Annotated in this window: 14 protein-coding genes; 10 read left to right on the forward strand and 4 right to left on the reverse strand. The window is 42.1% G+C overall.

Annotated elements, in window-relative coordinates:
- Positions 1-154: 154 nt before the first annotated feature.
- The 4 genes from LZG71_RS17520 to LZG71_RS17535 all read left to right on the forward strand — a co-directional run bounded on the left by LZG71_RS17520 (position 155) and on the right by LZG71_RS17535 (position 4,704).
- Positions 155-1,861 carry a S41 family peptidase gene (locus LZG71_RS17520; RefSeq protein WP_233822458.1) on the forward strand — a complete coding sequence of 569 codons (1,707 nt, stop codon included), beginning with the start codon at positions 155-157 and terminating at the stop codon, positions 1,859-1,861.
- A gap of 98 nt (positions 1,862-1,959) precedes the next feature.
- On the forward strand, positions 1,960-2,712 hold the full coding sequence (locus tag LZG71_RS17525) for an SDR family NAD(P)-dependent oxidoreductase (protein WP_233822460.1): 753 nt from the start codon (positions 1,960-1,962) through the stop codon (positions 2,710-2,712).
- Positions 2,713-2,785: 73 nt separating this feature from the next.
- Positions 2,786-3,439, forward strand: coding sequence for a FadR/GntR family transcriptional regulator (locus LZG71_RS17530; RefSeq protein ID WP_233822462.1), 654 nt, complete (start codon positions 2,786-2,788; stop codon positions 3,437-3,439).
- A gap of 29 nt (positions 3,440-3,468) precedes the next feature.
- The gene (locus LZG71_RS17535) at positions 3,469-4,704 is read left to right on the forward strand and encodes an MFS transporter (protein WP_233822464.1); all 1,236 of its coding nucleotides are present in this window, start codon (positions 3,469-3,471) and stop codon (positions 4,702-4,704) included.
- On the opposite strand, the gene LZG71_RS17540 is transcribed toward LZG71_RS17535, so the two are convergent.
- The 3 genes from LZG71_RS17540 to LZG71_RS17550 form a co-directional block, all read right to left on the reverse strand.
- Complete coding sequence (locus LZG71_RS17540) at positions 4,698-5,375, reverse strand: peptidoglycan DD-metalloendopeptidase family protein (RefSeq protein WP_233822466.1); 678 nt, start codon at positions 5,373-5,375, stop codon at positions 4,698-4,700. The genes LZG71_RS17535 and LZG71_RS17540 overlap by 7 nt on opposite strands.
- A gap of 85 nt (positions 5,376-5,460) precedes the next feature.
- Positions 5,461-8,037 (reverse strand): zinc-dependent metalloprotease, encoded by a 2,577-nt coding sequence (locus tag LZG71_RS17545; RefSeq protein WP_233822468.1) that lies wholly within the window; start codon positions 8,035-8,037, stop codon positions 5,461-5,463.
- Positions 8,038-8,137: 100 nt separating this feature from the next.
- Positions 8,138-9,073: a phosphatase gene (locus LZG71_RS17550; protein ID WP_233822470.1), complete on the reverse strand. Its 936-nt coding sequence runs from the start codon at positions 9,071-9,073 to the stop codon at positions 8,138-8,140.
- A 155-nt stretch (positions 9,074-9,228) separates the two neighbouring features.
- On the opposite strand from LZG71_RS17550, the gene rpsU reads away from it, so the two are divergent.
- The 6 genes from rpsU to LZG71_RS17580 all read left to right on the forward strand — a co-directional run bounded on the left by rpsU (position 9,229) and on the right by LZG71_RS17580 (position 15,286).
- A complete protein-coding gene (rpsU, locus tag LZG71_RS17555; protein WP_090154901.1) occupies positions 9,229-9,423 on the forward strand; it encodes a 30S ribosomal protein S21 in 195 nt (64 codons plus the stop codon).
- Between the two features lie 115 nt (positions 9,424-9,538).
- Positions 9,539-10,411 (forward strand): tyrosine-type recombinase/integrase, encoded by an 873-nt coding sequence (locus LZG71_RS17560; RefSeq protein ID WP_233822472.1) that lies wholly within the window; start codon positions 9,539-9,541, stop codon positions 10,409-10,411.
- 66 nt (positions 10,412-10,477) lie between these two features.
- A complete protein-coding gene (locus tag LZG71_RS17565; protein WP_233822474.1) occupies positions 10,478-13,063 on the forward strand; it encodes a phosphoenolpyruvate carboxylase in 2,586 nt (861 codons plus the stop codon).
- Between the two features lie 227 nt (positions 13,064-13,290).
- Positions 13,291-13,725, forward strand: a complete 435-nt coding sequence (locus tag LZG71_RS17570) for a MarR family winged helix-turn-helix transcriptional regulator (RefSeq protein ID WP_233822476.1) — start codon at positions 13,291-13,293, stop codon at positions 13,723-13,725.
- 346 nt (positions 13,726-14,071) lie between these two features.
- On the forward strand, positions 14,072-14,806 hold the full coding sequence (locus tag LZG71_RS17575) for an SIMPL domain-containing protein (protein ID WP_233822478.1): 735 nt from the start codon (positions 14,072-14,074) through the stop codon (positions 14,804-14,806).
- A 156-nt stretch (positions 14,807-14,962) separates the two neighbouring features.
- Complete coding sequence (locus LZG71_RS17580; RefSeq protein ID WP_233822480.1) at positions 14,963-15,286, forward strand: YtxH domain-containing protein; 324 nt, start codon at positions 14,963-14,965, stop codon at positions 15,284-15,286.
- Between the two features lie 56 nt (positions 15,287-15,342).
- Here LZG71_RS17580 and nudK read toward each other — a convergent pair whose 3' ends face one another.
- Complete coding sequence (gene nudK, locus LZG71_RS17585; protein ID WP_233822482.1) at positions 15,343-15,927, reverse strand: GDP-mannose pyrophosphatase NudK; 585 nt, start codon at positions 15,925-15,927, stop codon at positions 15,343-15,345.
- Between the last annotated feature and the right edge of the window lie 9 nt (positions 15,928-15,936).

The raw sequence follows: 15,936 nt of genomic DNA on the forward strand, positions 1-15,936 counted from the left end.
ATTTGGAATAGCTGAATCAAAAAAATAATCACAATGTTCCATAACAGGGACAGGGATTTTGGTTGTTTTAAGCAATCAAAATCCTTTATTTCACGTTAAAAATGCCAGTGCCGGACTAATTTTTTAATCCACTCCTAAAAATCTCAACCAATTGATGAATCAAGATACACCGCAGACGCCGATTCGCAACTCGCGCTCAGTAGTCAGGTTGCCCATAATTATCGGGCTTACGCTGGCCGCTGGAATGTTAATTGGTAGTACTTTTTTTAGCGGGGGAAAAAGCCTTACCGATGTGGCAAAAAGCTCTGCCAAGTTCAGGGAGGTGCTGATGTATGTGGAGAATAATTATGTCGATTCGGTTAACACCGAAGAATTGGTAGATTATTCGATCTCCAAAATGCTGGAAAAACTGGATCCGCACACATCTTATTTCAATACCGAAGAGGCAACCGCTGCAAGGTCTCAGCTGGAATCGGGTTTCGATGGTATAGGTGTTGAATTCAATATTTACAATGATACGGTATATGTCGTTACGCCTTTAAGCGGAGGTCCTTCTGAAACGGCAGGAATCCAGAGCGGTGACCGCATTCTGATGGTTAATAAAGAAAAGCTTTCTGGTCCGGGTGTTACCAATGCGCAGGTGTACAAGCTATTGCGTGGTAAAAGAGGTACAAAGGTTGATCTGGCAATTGAAAGGGTCGGTCTTAAAGATAAAATGAACTTTGCTGTTGTAAGAGATCGTATCCCAACCTATTCGGTAGATGCGGCCTACATGATCGATCAAGAAATTGGATACATTAAGGTGAGTCGTTTTTCTGAAACTACTTTTGATGAATTCAAATCGTCCCTTTCCACCCTGAAAGCAAACGGATTGAAAAAACTGATACTCGACCTGAGAGGAAATCCGGGCGGTTACATGGAACGTGCTACAAGCATGGCTGATGAGTTTATCGCAGGAGATAAGCTACTGGTTTACACCGAAGGGAAAGACAGCAGGTTCGACAGAAAAACCCGGTCTCATGTAAACGGTGCTTTTGAAAAAGGACCTGTTATTGTTTTGGTTGATGAAGGAAGTGCTTCCGCGTCGGAGATTTTGGCAGGAGCTTTGCAGGATCACGACAGAGCACTTATTGTAGGCCGTCGGTCATATGGAAAAGGACTTGTTCAGATGCCCATTAAACTTTCCGATAATTCTGAACTGCGCCTTACCATATCAAGATACTTTACGCCAAGCGGCCGCAGTATTCAAAAACCCTATGAAATGGGCAAAGGAGAGGATTACAGTCAGGACCTTTCTCACCGTTACGAAAGTGGAGAGCTTTTTAACGCTGATAGTATCAAGTTTGACAAGAAAAAAGTTTATAAAACAGACGGTGGTCGCACTGTTTACGGTGGCGGAGGTATTACACCAGATATTTTTGTACCGCGCGACACGCTGAATAACAGCAAGTATCTTTTTGAACTCTACGCAAAAAATATCATTCGTGAATACGCATTGCGTTATGCGAATGAAAATTTGAAAAAGCTTGAAAAACAGAGCTTCAAAGAGTTTTTGAGCTCTTTTGAAGTGACAGATGCCATGTTAGCCGAACTTGTAAAAGATGCTTCCATAGCGGGAATTAAGCCAAATGAAAAGGAACTGAAAATTTCTAAGCCTGTCGTAGTATCTCAGACAAAAGCAATCATAGGTCGATATGTGTGGGGAAGAAAACAAAAAACCGGGCTGAATAATGAAATATTCCAGGTATTGAATCCGGCAGATAATGTGTACCAAAGGGCTATCCAGCTTTTTGGACAAGCGTCTCAGTTGGAAGCAGGCGATTTCAGCAGCCTCAATACAGTGAAAGGAAGAGAAAAATAAGGAATGTTGTTAACGGACTGTCAACCGACAAGGAGTGTGTAGGAAGATTGTTGTCACTCCGAAATTAACAGCTAATCATTCGCAATTAACAATTAAAAATGTCTCGTATCGCGTTAATCACCGGAGCTACTTCCGGAATAGGAAAGGCCACCGCCGAAGCTTTTGCAGCATCAGGTATCAATCTCATTCTTTGCGGTCGTCGTCAGGAGCGCCTGGACGAGCTGGCAGGAGTATTGGCTTCCAAAGTGGAGGTAACAACCCTATTGTTTGACGTTAGGGACAAAGGATCGGTACTGGCAATGATTGGCTCATTATCAGACCAATGGAAGAACATCGATATTCTAATAAATAATGCCGGCAATGCTCACGGAATGGGTTCTCTGGATGAAGGTGACACTGATGACTGGGACGCGATGATTGATGGTAACGTAAAGGGACTTTTGTATGTGTCAAAAGCTATTATTCCGTTAATGCTCGAACAGGGCAAGGGGCATATCGTCAACATAAGTTCAATTGCCGGAAAACAAACTTATGTCAACGGTGCGGTTTATTGCGCGTCCAAAGCAGCCGTTGAAGTGTTGAGCGAGGGAATGAGACTGGAACTTACACAGCACGGGATTAAGGTTACGAATGTGGCTCCTGGTGCAGTGGAAACTGAATTTTCATTGGTTCGTTTCAAAGGAGATGAAAGCCGTGCCGAAAAAGTGTACGAAGGATTTGAGCCGTTACAGGCTGCGGATATCGCCGACGCGATATTGTATGCGGTGAATGCTCCCGCTCGCGTTACCATTGCCGATCTTACTATACTTGCAGGCGCCCAGTCTGCTGCAACCACCATACACAGAAAATAAATTAATGTAATTATCAATGTTTTCATTCCAAAACATTGTACTTTTGAAACATCAGATGATATGACGAATTGCAATGATTAAAAGACAAAGCCTGGCAGATGAAGTAGCCACACGGTTGGTTCAGAAAATTTCGGAGGGAGAATTTGCTATTGGTGCTAAGCTGCCAACTGAACCAGAACTGATGAACATGTTTGGGGTAGGGCGTTCAACTGTTCGGGAGGCTGTTCGGAATTTATCACAAACAGGTCTTGTGCGCGTGCAACAAGGTTTAGGAACATTTGTTGAGAAGAAACAGACTTCGTCTGAATCTTTATCGGAAAGATTTCTCAGGGCAAAAGGGTTGGAATTGAATGAAATTCGACAGCTTATTGAGCTCAAAATTGCAGAGAAAGCAGCTGAAAATCGGACTGATGAGGACATTGCTCAGATACGAAAACACTTGGAAGCCCGGAAGGAAATGGCTCTCGCCAATATTGCCGATAAGTGTATTCAGGCTGATATAAACTTCCACCTGGGTATAGCCATTGCTGCGAAAAGCGACATTCTGCTCGATTTGTACAGAACAGTCGCTGAACATCTTCAAAATTATTTTCTTGAACTGTATATCAATACCGAAAGCTTTATTGTGACACAGCATATGCATGAATCATTACTGCAAAGCATAGAGGATAAAGAGCCGCAAAAAGCCTGGGAGTGGGCAGCAAAGATCACCGGGCAGCCGGTGTAAAGAATTTATTAGAAAGTAAGTTTTAAGTTATGGAAAAAATTGAATCGCAATCGGCCAGCACCATGGCCGTACCAGCAGCCTCTGCGCAGCAAACCGTTTTCCCTATTTTATTAGCCCTGAGTTTTTCTCACCTGCTGAACGACACCATGCAATCGCTGATCCCATCGATTTACCCAATGGTGAAGGATTCGTTTAAACTAAGTTTTTCACAAATCGGATTAATCACCTTTACATTTCAGATCAGTGCGTCGGTTTTGCAGCCGGTGGTGGGACTTTACACAGATAAAAAACCTCAACCTTATGCACTGGCGATCGGCATGTGTTTCACGTTGCTGGGTTTAGTTGCGCTATCGCTGGCAACGAGCTTCTATCTTGTGCTTGTTTCGGTTGCATTGATCGGTGTAGGATCAGCCATTTTCCACCCGGAAGCATCACGCATTGCACATATGGCATCTGGCGGGCGGCATGGTATGGCGCAGTCACTTTTTCAGGTAGGAGGTAATGCGGGAAGTTCGCTTGGACCATTGCTCGCCGCTCTTATATTGCTACCCTACGGTCGTTTTCAGATCATCTGGTTCTCCTTGGTTGCGCTGTTGGCAATCATCATTTTATCCCGTGTTGGTGGCTGGTATAAAAACAACATGCACCGAATCAAGAAGAAAACGGCAAGTGCGGACAGCAGCTCTGCCACCCTGCAATTAACGAAAGGGAAGGTAACATTGTCGATCGCGATCCTGCTGCTGCTAATCTTCTCGAAATACATTTACATGGCCAGTATTTCGAGCTATTTCACGTTTTATCTGATCGATAAATTCGGTGTGTCAATCCAAAGTTCGCAGATGTATTTGTTTGCATTCCTGTTTGCAGTTGCAGCCGGAACCTTTATCGGCGGACCGGTGGGAGATCGTATCGGGAGGAAATATGTGATCTGGATTTCGATATTGGGAGTTGCCCCGTTTGCTTTGGCGTTGCCTTATGTCAACCTTTTCTGGACCTGTACATTGAGCATCATTATCGGTCTGGTATTGTCGTCAGCATTCTCGGCAATTCTGGTTTACGCACAGGAGCTAATTCCTGGTAAAGTTGGTATGATCGCCGGACTGTTCTTCGGCTTTGCGTTCGGTATTGCGGGAATTGGTTCTGCTATCTTGGGTAATTTGGCAGATAATACCAGTATCGAATACGTGTTTTGGGTTTGCTCCTTTTTGCCGCTTATTGGATTATTGACTGGCTTTTTGCCTAATTTAGAGAAGAGGCATCAGTAACCAATCCGCAATATCAAATTAGGATCGGGGCAGGAGGAAAGATAAAAACTCCTGTCCCTGATGCTGCATACTCCCGGGAAATCACCTTTGTAGTTACCCATATCTTCGATTACCTGAAAATGTAAATGAGGAGGCCAGTCTCCGTTTATAGGATAGTTGCCAATTTCTCCTATTTTTTCTCCCGCCATAAAAGTTTTGTTCTCATGAAGCCCGGTTATTGAACTCATGGACAAATGCCCGTATAACGTGTAAAAAGTTGCTCCGTCAAGTTCATGTTCAAGAATAATTGTTGGACCGTAATCTCCCATGTTATTGTTAAAAGCAAAACTGTGCACTTTACCTTTTAAAGGAGCATATACCGGCTCGCCTGCCGGAGCCCATATATCCACACCAAGGTGTATACAGCGTGGGTTTTCTTCTTCCTGGACGAAGTGTTTCAGTTTACGATAAATTACTCTGTGTTCATCATATCCTCCAATTCCGTTAAATGTTGAACTGGATAACATTTCTTCAAAAACATACTTTGTAAATACAGCTGTATCTGACAAATCAGTTTTCATCAGTTTATGATTTGTTCCTGAAAAATCCAACTGTTTGTGAGGTCTGTCACTGATTATGACCGGAGAGAATTCGGGATTTTTTTTAAGCAGATCGGTAAGTTGAGTTGTCATTATTGTTTTAGGTGTTTTAAACCAAAAAAGGTTGATAAGTAAGCGATTATCTGCTTTCTTATCAACCTTTTAGTATTACAAATTATTACTTTGGATCCAATGCAGATTTAATTCTCTGCGACAGATCCTGTAAATGATATTTACTGACCTTATCTGTTGTCTTTGGAATCGCAGCCTGAATGCTGCTTCTCAAGCTTTCCAGATGGGCGCGGCTGATAGACGGGAGATCCGTTTTTTCAAGGTCAACAACTCTTGTTGAATAACCATAGGTGATGCCAACCGGAACAGATTGAACGTTGGCTTTACCTGGCTTAAGTAAATTGATCAGTTTCTCAGTATATACTTTTTGAAGATTTCTACGGTAAATGTCAATTGCACCGCCTGTTTTTACTTCTGACCAGATTCCGCTTTCAAGTTCTGTAAACAGATCATCCAATGTATAATACTTTGAAGAAACACCTGTTTCCATCAATCTTACAGCGCGATCACCCGCCAAAAGTGAATTGATCGCAAAGTCCTGTAAAGTTTTGATCGCTTCAACACCCGATTCTGGTTTGATTTTGCTCAAAACCGCCGGATCCATCAACCAGATCGGTGTTTTAAACAATTGCGTATTCAGAAATGCAACGGCTTCTTTTTGAGTAGCTTTTGGTACTGTTACAAAAGTTTCACCCTCTGTATCATATGTTTTCGGGGTATCGTAAATACCGCCTACGTTTTTAATCACATGACCAATGTAACGGCGATACTGGCCTACTACATTACCATACAATTCTTCAAGTTCTTTGTAGCTTTCACCGTCTTCTTTGCTCCATTCGTTTAGTTTTGGAAGAATGCGTTTCAGGTTTTTGATACCATATTCGGATGCAACCATCGCGTTGTCGCTCAAATCTTCTGTTTGATAACGAGGATCGTAAGGGCTCATTTCTGTTCCAAAACGTAATCTTGGATTTTTGTAAGCTTCTTTGGTTTTTACATTCAATACCTTTTTATCAGCCTCAGCGTCTTTTGTACCCTGAATGTTGCTGTATCCCCACTCAACTGCCCATTTATCGTAATCTCCGATTTTTGGGAAAAGGTTGGTGATGCCATCTTCCGGCTGAGCTACATAGTTAAATCTTGCATAGTCCATAATAGAAGAAGTGTGGCCGTTTTTGTCAACCCATTCTTTATCACGAAGTTTTTCAACCGGTGTTGCCGAACTCGCGCCCATGTTGTGTCTTAGTCCAATCGTGTGACCAATTTCGTGAGAAGAAACAAAACGAATCAATTCCCCCATCAGCTCGTCGCTGAAATTTTTAGTGCGTGCTTTCGGATCTACCGCCGCTGTCTGGATCATGTACCAGTTGCGTAGCAAACGCATTACGTTGTGGTACCAACCCACATGACTTTCTAGAATTTCTCCGCTTCTTGGATCATGTACGTTAGGGCCGTACGCATTTTGAATGTCGGCAGCGAAATAACGTATTACAGAATACCGCGCATCTTCCAAGCTCATGGTAGAATCACCTTCCGGCCAGTATTCACCACGAATCGCATTTTTCCATCCTGCTTGTTCAAAGGCAACCTGCCAGTCATCAACACCGGCTTTCAGGTATTTTCTCCATTTTACAGGTGTTGCAGGATCAATGTAGTATACGATTGGTTTTTTCGGCTCAATCAATTCTCCATTTTTCTGACGTTCTGCATCTGCTGCATTTTTTGGTTCAAGGCGCCAGCGAACAGCAAACACCTCTTCATCCGATTTCTGAGATTCTTCTCCGAATACGGCATATTGGTTAGCAAAAAAACCAACGCGGCTATCGAAAAACCGTTTTCTCATTGGCGTTTTTGGCAATAATATCAATGAAGTATTCATTTCCATAGTCACTACACCGGCGTCCAGCCCAGCTGGCAAATAACGGCCAATAGATGGAGCAGGAGTGAGAGAAATGGTAGGAGGTACCACGGAGAATGTTTTCACAGTTCTGATTTCCGTATTGATAGGAAAGCTGCTCATTTTCTCGATAAAGGAAGCTTCCTTTTTGAATGCAGCCAGTTTTAAAAGTTGCTTGGAAACGTTGCTAAGTGAGAAAACCTGATTGTCGCTGTTGAAAAAATCAGTGACGTCAATGACCGAGGAGTTTCCGGAATCTTCTTTTTTAAGTGCCTTAATTTCAAATACGCCGATGATAGGATCTGAGTTTGAATTCTTTACAGCCTGAAAAATAGGTTTGGTGCTGTCGGGACTTGCAACTACCACTGTTACAGAACGTAACAAAATGTTGTTGTCCATTCCTTTCTCCCAGCGAATCATTTGTCTGTTCACCTCTTCACCACCAAAAATACCGCCACCTGCTGCAGTTTTGGAATAGCGCGTAACGGCCATAATATCACTGTTGATGATTGAATCAGGAATTTCGAAGTACCATTTTTCGGCAACTTTATGTACCGAAATCATTCCTTTCTGGCTCACTGCGGAAGTGTCAATAACTTCTTTGAAAGGTTTGGGGCCTTTCTTTTTATCGTCTTTCAGCTTGTCTTTTACGGCAGTGGCAACTGCGTCTACAGCCTTGTCGATTTTGGCATTTTCTTTTTTCTTTTCTTTCTTTTTTTGTGCAAATGCGCTGGAAAGGCACAAAATCATCATTACCGTCAGAAGAAGGTAGCGGGTTAATTTCATATTTGAACAGATGTTAAGTTACAGAATCTGCAAAAATAAGAATTTGATTTGTATGACAACTATTTATGGGATGAACGGATGGGGAGATTCTACTAAATAATTAATTCCCTATCATAGAAGCCAATACTCCTTCCTTAAGAGCATAGTTCGATACCTGTATTTTCCTGATCCCGTGGCTTCGAAGTACGTAGTCAATCAGGCACACTGCGACAACGATCATGTCAACACGTAAGGCGATCATGCCGGGAATGGCCATGCGTTCTTCATGGTTTCCTGCAAGAATGAGACTGTAGGCGCGGTAAAATTCTTCAATCGGTAAGTTGAAGTCTGTCTGGTCCTGCGGGCGCCACTGTTTGGTGCGATGTTGGAAATCGATGTCCATCAACGTATCAAAAGTACCCGATGAGCCTACGAGTTTTTCAGGAGCATATTGGTGAACTGCGTTTGCGAGCGGAATCAGTTGCTCATCAAGGTAATTGTAAAGCTTCTTTTTGTTTCCTTCTGCAAGAGGATCATTCTTCATGAATTTTTCCATGAGCCGTTGCCCACCTATTTCAAAACTCTGTTTCCAAAAAATCTGAGATTCATTTCCGATGATAAATTCCACACTTCCGCCGCCAATATCTATAATCAGGGAAGGTACTGATCCCAGTTTCGTTCCTAAGCGAACACCTTTATATATGTATTCCGCTTCCTTATCGCCATCAATGACAGTAACAGGAATACTGGTTTGTTTTAATACGGTTTCACAGAACACCTCTTTATTTTCTGCATTCCGTATTGCACTAGTCCCAAAGGCAGAGGTATTGTCGTGTGGAACATTAAACTCATCCAGCTTCTGTCTGAAAAAATTTAAAACTTCAAGAGCGCGTCCGATTGCTTCGTCCGTAATGATTCGCTTATTGATGCCTCCCAATCCGATACGGGCAGGACGGCTTTCATGGAAAAGTGTGGTTACTTCGGTTCCGTTTTTTTCAACAATGAGAAGATGAAATGTATTGGTTCCTAAATCAATAATGCCCAGTCGGGAGCTCATGGTTGACGAAAATTCGTTAAATCCTTTGTTTACAAGGGGCAATATGCAAAAATATCTTAATTTTAATGCCTTGTTACTTGATTTTCTGAATCATATAGCTTTCCTTTGCAGTCCGTTTCAGAAAAGCAATTCAAAGAACATTATATTTTATAAGCATGCTTATTATAAACATTAAAGACAACGAATCGATTGACCGCGCTCTTAAGCGTTACAAAAAGAAATTTGAAAGAACTGGTACAATGCGCCAGCTTCGTGCGCGTACTGCTTTTGAAAAACCATCTGTAAAGCGTCGTTTCGAAGTTTTGCGTGCGGTATATAAAGAAAAAACTTACGGTCATTTAGAAGACTAGTTCTTAGGAATTGTTTTCTGCTGAAGGTAATTGACGGGATCATTGTATCCTGTTATATGATAAAATAGAAAAGAGCTGTCTTGTTTAAGGCGGCTCTTTTTTGTATGTTAGGATTATGATAAACACATTTCTGGACTCGCTGCAATTTGAAAAACGCAGCAGTATGCATACAATTACTTCTTACAAAACTGATCTGGAACAGTTTAGTAAATACCTGCTGTTCCAATATGAGCTAAACCAGCCAGAATCTGCTGAGCCGGCCATGCTGAGATCCTGGATTGTAAGTTTGATGGAAGAAGGGCTTAGTCCTGTATCAGTAAACAGAAAAATTGCCTCCCTTCGGTCTTTTTATGGTTATCTGCGAAAGAAAAACCTCGTTAAACTGGACCCCACCAAAATCCTTTCCGCGTTAAAAACCCGTAAAAAACTTCCTGTTTATGTGGAAGAAAAATCCATGGAAATGCTTTTTGATGGCGAAGGATTTCAGGAAGATGAACCGGGCTTTCGCGATAAGGTTATTATGGAGCTTCTATATGGCTCTGGCATGCGTTTATCTGAGCTAATCGGGCTGGAAGTTTCCGATCTTGATTTGAAGGGAAAAACAATTCGGGTGATGGGTAAGCGTGCCAAAGAAAGAATGATACCTATCTCGTCGTCTCTGACAGAGTTATTAAGTAAATATCTTACAGAGCGTGCTCCGGCGGAAGATACTGATGCACTGATCCTGACCGACTCTGGCAAGCCCGCATATCCTGTTTTTATACAAAGAACTGTAAAAAAATACCTCTCCACAGTAACTACTTTGTCGCAAAAAAGCCCCCACGTTTTGAGGCATACATATGCTACTCATTTATTAAACCGGGGTGCCGATCTCAATGCAATAAAGGAATTATTAGGACATGTTAACCTCGCTGCAACTCAGATTTATACACATAACTCCATAGAAAAGCTCAAAAAAACACATCAGCAAGCCCATCCAAAGGCTTGAAACCAATTTTTTAGGGTATCTTTGTTTCCAATTTAAAGTCTCCAAATAAAATTTTGTCACTCCACTATGAATAATAGTTTTCAAGACTCCGTAGTAACAAAGTACAATATTTTCAATAGTCTTTTTCTTAGTTTGCCTTACCGTGGGATATTTCAGACGGGCTCACTACTGCCTTTGCTTACGCAGCAAAGCGAAGTGGGTTTTCAGGAAGGGAAGTCACCCAGACAAATTATAGAGAACTTTTTTGAAGAATTATTGGAGACGGCAACGCCCAAAGAGCGTACCGATCTTTTGTTTGCTTTTATTCAATACATTGAAAGACAGGTTGTTCTTTTTGACTCTGTTGAAGACGCCGCTTTTGATCAAACGCATGATCTTACCGGAAAGGGATCGATTAACTACCTCACAGACCGGATAGATAGTGATGTTTTAAAGAAAAAACTGCTGACAAAATTGCAGGATTTCAGTGTTAGAATTGTATTGACTGCGCACCCAACCCAGTTTTATTCTGGTAAAGTGTTGGGGATTATCAACGATCTGGAAGACTCTATAAAGAAAAATGACTTTACAGAAGTAAATCAGCTGTTGCTTCAGTTGGGTAAAACGGCTTTTATTAATCATGAGAAGCCAACACCTTTTGATGAAGCGGTAAGTTTATGCTGGTTTCTTGAAAATGTATATTTTGACGCAATACCGGCAATTCTGGTAAAACTGATAGAAGGCCTGGGAATGAGCGTGCATGACTGGCCATATCCTAACTTGTTCCGTTTGGGTTTCTGGCCTGGTGGCGACCGCGATGGAAACCATTTTGTGACAGCCGAAACGACTTTGAACGTTGCAGCCCGCTTACGTGAAACATTGCTTCGCGGATATTACCGCGATATACGCCAACTTAAAAGAAGACTGACTTTCAAAGGTGTGGATGAGGCTATTGTGATTGCTGAGCGTAAGATGAACAGCACCATTTTCGGGCCTTTTGACGAAGGGTATTCAAATGCACAGGAATTAATTGACGAGTTGCTGAAAGCCCGCGAAGTTCTGATCACCAAACACCAGGGATTGTTTGTTGAGTTGCTCGACAATTTTATTCTGAAACTGAACATTTTCGGTTTCTTCTTTGCCAGCCTGGATGTTCGTCAGGATAGCCGCAAGCATACAAAAGCGTGGGGAGATATTCTGAAACGTGTTGAGAAGAAAATCCCGTTATTGAAATACAGCGATTACGAAAGCTGGGATGAGGCTAAGAAAATCGACCTTCTTTTATCTCTTAACTTGCCGTTACGAATTGAAGATTATGAAGACGATCTGACCAAAGATATTCTCGGCTCAATAAGCGCGATCAAAATCATTCAGGAGAAAAACGGTGAGCAAGGCTCGCACCGATATGTGATCAGCAATAATCAATCTGCCCTGAATGTGATGGAAGTTGTTGCGCTGGCTAAAAATCTCATAGCGGACGAAGACGGCAACCTGGCACTTGACGTGGTTCCGTTATTTGAAACAGTAGACGACCTTGCCAATGCGCCGGGTATTATGCGCATCTTGTACGAAAACGATTATTACAGAAATCACCTGAAAGGAAGAGAGAATCATCAGACAATCATGGTGGGATTCTCGGATGGAACAAAAGACGGTGGATATTTAAGAGCTAACTGGTCTATATACAGAGCAAAAGAAGAGCTGACGAAGGTTTCCCGCGAATTTGGAATTAAAGTCACTTTCTTCGACGGGCGTGGAGGACCTCCTGCACGTGGTGGCGGAAATAACCACAACTTCTATTCTTCATTAGGTAAGGATATTGAAGACAAAGAAATTCAGCTTACGGTGCAGGGACAAACCATCAGTTCCAATTATGGTACCGTAACCACTGCCATGTACAACCTCGAAAGATTGTTTACAGCCGGATTGGAAAATCACCTTTTCAGGGGAAGCAGGAAAGAAGAAGAGCTGAATGAGAAGGATAAGGAACTGATTGAAGAAATGGCTGAGTCGGCCTATGAGTCATATCTGGATCTTAAAAACCATCCGATGTTTGTGAAGTATCTGGACAAGAAAACACCTTTGCGTTTTTATGGGCAGACAAACATCGGAAGCCGCCCAACCAAACGTGGAAACGATGATGAAGGTCTGAAATTTGAAGATCTGCGCGCTATTCCGTTTGTTGGCTCATGGGCACAAATGAAACAAAACGTTCCTGGATTCTACGGATTCGGATCTTCTATTGCTAAAATGGATGGAGTGGGCAAGAAGGAAGATATTAAAAAGCTATATAAAAAATCATTGTTTTTCAGGACACTGATTGAGAATTCTATGCAGTCGCTGTCAAAAGCATTTTTTCCTGCAACCAAGTATCTTCGTGATGAAGAGGAGTACCGGGAGTTCTGGGATAAAATGTATGACGAATTCCGCCTGACTCTGGAATCGCTGCTGGATGTTTCCGAACAGAAAGAATTGCTGGACAGCAACAATGTAACGAAGGCTTCCATCAAGGTTCGTGAACGAATTGTATTGCCTCTGATTACGATTCAGCAATATGCTTTGCAGATGCTGGCAGAAGATCCTAAAAACCTTCCGGTGGACGTGGAGACTTACAACCAGCTGATTATGCGGGCGATGTTCGGAATTATTAATGCGGCAAGAAATTCGGCCTAGTACATAATTTTCTGATTGAAGGAGGCTCGGGAATTTCCTGAGCCTCTTTTTTGTGTCATTACGTTATTTTAAAATTTGTATCGAAAAGGGTAAATTTTAAATAAAACATCGGTTACTTTCGCCTAATGTTATAAAATGAGCAATGAAAACGCAATATTAGTTAGTAGACCAATAATTGGGATGACTTATATTGCTATATTTAACAGCAGGAACACACCGATACCAAAATGACACATCACTCCGATCAACGTGCCTATTTCTTTAAGATTGACACAACAATAAAAAAGATAAGAAATGCTTTACAGAAGCAGCTTAATGAGGCAGGCTTTGACCTTACGGTGGATCAGTGGGTATTGATTGACCATATAAGAAGACAACCGGGTATCAGTCAGAATGAGCTTGCAGAGCTGACGTTTAAAGATCCGCCTACGGTAACCCGAATTGTAGATTTGATTGAGAAAAAGGGCTTGGTGGAACGTACGCCCGCAGCAGGTGACCGGCGGAAATTCAATTTGTTTCTGACTGAAAAAGGCAATGCTACGTATCAGGAGGCTTTTCCTATCGTTGCCGAAATTCGTAGAAAAGGATGGGGAGATCTGGAAGAAAGCGACTACCAGCATTTTGTCAGGATTATGGATTCGATCTATAATAATTTTAGCTAGGTCTTTTAAAAACAAGCGGATCCAAATCACAAAAATATCAGTAAAATTTTTTAGCCGGTTCCTGCAGACAGCAGAAGCCGGCTTTTTTCGTAGAAAACTTAAAATATTTGACGAAACCTGACTTCGGTTTACTCTTCATATTTCATTTGAAATGAGTCGGATATGTAACTATCACGAAACCGAACGCTGAAAATTCGTGATTAATTACTGATCCCGGTTAAACTTCTTAACATTCGTTGTATCTAACCTTCGTGTTTGCAATAAGCAACTGCCTGCAGCGTTAACTGCCCGCTTATACAGCAGCAGACACATTAATTTTTATCAGTATCTTTTTATTATTTAAGCCATGAAAAAAGCAATTTTGTTGAGTTCTCTATTATTTGGAGCCGTTTTGTACCCATCTTTTGCGCAAACTGCTTCAACACAGCAAACCGCCCCAACACGTAAAATTGAAGTTGCCGGTTTTGCTGAAATGGAGGTGGTCCCGGATGAAATTTATTTTAATATTTCGTTGAGAGAGTATTTCAACGACGAAAAAAATCAGAAGGATAAGGTCATTATTAGTACGCTCGAAAAGCAATTGATCAAAGCCGTGGCTGATGCCGGACTGCCCAAGGAAGCGTTATCGATAAGTGGAGTGGGAGGTTACCAGAATTATGTGGACAAAAAGAAAAAACCAGCTACATTTCTGGAAGCAAAGCAATATGAACTGAAAGTGAGCAGTGCCGACAAGCTGGATGGTATACTGGCAAAAGTGGAAAGCCGCGGTGTGCAATATGCAAATGTTAGCCGGGTTGATCATTCGAAAAGAGAGGAGTTCAAAAAGCAGGTAAAGATCGATGCTTTGAAGGCCGCCAAAGAGAAAGCGGGCTATCTTGTAGCAGCCGTGGATCAAAAGCTGGGGCAAATACTTGAAATTCGTGAGCTGGACGAAAACATTCAGTATCCGCAACCGATGTACATGAAGGCAAATGTCCGTGCTATGGCTATGGAATCAGCGGATGTCGTGCAGGACAGTACTGTAGAATACCAAAAAATTAAAATCAGCTACCGCATGCAGGCAGCTTTTGAAATAAAATAAGGTATGCCCTTCGCTCACGGCTTTCCAGCCGTGAGTTTGTTTTGTCTGGTTGGCACTATTTTTTAACCGTCTGTGGATAAGTGCTTGAATTCGTTTCTTTTATCTTGGAAACATAAGTACCTTTAAATAGTAATCAACTTTAGCACACAGAAAATTATGAGCATTAACGCAAAACACCTGGCCACATTTATCCTGGGCGCTGCTGCCGGCGTGGCTGCGCACAAATACCTGCAAACGGAAGAAGGAGAAAAGCTTTTGGAAGATTTGAAAACAAAGGCTAATGATTTGAAAGCGGAAGCCGAAGGCGCGATGGATAAAGCTCCTGAATACTTCGATGAACTTAAAACGAAAGGATCGGAAGCGCTAAAAACAAGTTTCCCTGATGCGGAGATCTTTCTAAAGGATTTGTACGCAAAGTTCACAACAAAGGGCGGTACAGAAGGTGCGGAAGCAACGCCAACTCCTGACCCGATTTCATAGAACTAAAATACAAACAAAAAGGGCTGAAACGGCATTACTGCTTTTTCAGCCCTTTTCTATGCTCTGAGCAAGTGATTGATCTGTGCGTACTGGATCAACATGATGGTTTTTGCATCTTTAATTTCACCGGATGTAACCATTCCTATTGCCTCGTCAAACAGAATTTCCATCACTTCTATATTTTCCTGTTCTGTTTCACAGCCTCCGCCGTCACCGATTTTCATTTCGTCAGAATATTCGGCAACAAAAAAGTAAAGAATTTCGGTGACAGAACCGGGAGACATGTAGGCTTCATATATTTTTCTGACAGAGCTGACCCGATAACCGGTTTCTTCCTCTGTTTCTCTCTTAATACACGCTTCTGCATTATCTTTATCCAGCAAACCCGCACAGGCTTCAATCAGCATGCCGGTTTCGTTTCCGTTGGTATAAGTGGGCAGCCTGAATTGTCTGGTAAGAATAACAGTTTGCTTTTCTTTGTTGTAAAGCAGCACCACAGCGCCATTTCCGCGGTCGTAAGCCTCGCGTGACTGCCGTTCCCAGGAACCGTCGGCTCTTTGATAATCGAAAGTAAATTTGCGCAGGGTATACCAGTTATCTGAAAGAACTTCCTGAGACACAATGTTGATTTTATTATTCATGAATGATCA

The organism is Dyadobacter sp. CY312 (assembly GCF_021390535.1).
In the GTDB taxonomy this organism is placed as follows: Bacteria; Bacteroidota; Bacteroidia; order Cytophagales; family Spirosomataceae; genus Dyadobacter.

Bases quoted from the DNA above. Each gene is read 5' to 3' on its own strand.
- LZG71_RS17520 (WP_233822458.1), top strand. From the start codon at position 155: ATGAATCAAGATACACCGCAGACGCCGATTCGCAACTCGCGCTCAGTA.
- LZG71_RS17525 (WP_233822460.1), top strand. From the start codon at position 1,960: ATGTCTCGTATCGCGTTAATCACCGGAGCTACTTCCGGAATAGGAAAG.
- LZG71_RS17530 (WP_233822462.1), top strand. From the start codon at position 2,786: ATGATTAAAAGACAAAGCCTGGCAGATGAAGTAGCCACACGGTTGGTT.
- LZG71_RS17535 (WP_233822464.1), top strand. From the start codon at position 3,469: ATGGAAAAAATTGAATCGCAATCGGCCAGCACCATGGCCGTACCAGCA.
- LZG71_RS17540 (WP_233822466.1), bottom strand. From the start codon at position 5,375: ATGACAACTCAACTTACCGATCTGCTTAAAAAAAATCCCGAATTCTCT.
- LZG71_RS17545 (WP_233822468.1), bottom strand. From the start codon at position 8,037: ATGAAATTAACCCGCTACCTTCTTCTGACGGTAATGATGATTTTGTGC.
- LZG71_RS17550 (WP_233822470.1), bottom strand. From the start codon at position 9,073: ATGAGCTCCCGACTGGGCATTATTGATTTAGGAACCAATACATTTCAT.
- rpsU (WP_090154901.1), top strand. From the start codon at position 9,229: ATGCTTATTATAAACATTAAAGACAACGAATCGATTGACCGCGCTCTT.
- LZG71_RS17560 (WP_233822472.1), top strand. From the start codon at position 9,539: ATGATAAACACATTTCTGGACTCGCTGCAATTTGAAAAACGCAGCAGT.
- LZG71_RS17565 (WP_233822474.1), top strand. From the start codon at position 10,478: ATGAATAATAGTTTTCAAGACTCCGTAGTAACAAAGTACAATATTTTC.
- LZG71_RS17570 (WP_233822476.1), top strand. From the start codon at position 13,291: ATGACACATCACTCCGATCAACGTGCCTATTTCTTTAAGATTGACACA.
- LZG71_RS17575 (WP_233822478.1), top strand. From the start codon at position 14,072: ATGAAAAAAGCAATTTTGTTGAGTTCTCTATTATTTGGAGCCGTTTTG.
- LZG71_RS17580 (WP_233822480.1), top strand. From the start codon at position 14,963: ATGAGCATTAACGCAAAACACCTGGCCACATTTATCCTGGGCGCTGCT.
- nudK (WP_233822482.1), bottom strand. From the start codon at position 15,927: ATGAATAATAAAATCAACATTGTGTCTCAGGAAGTTCTTTCAGATAAC.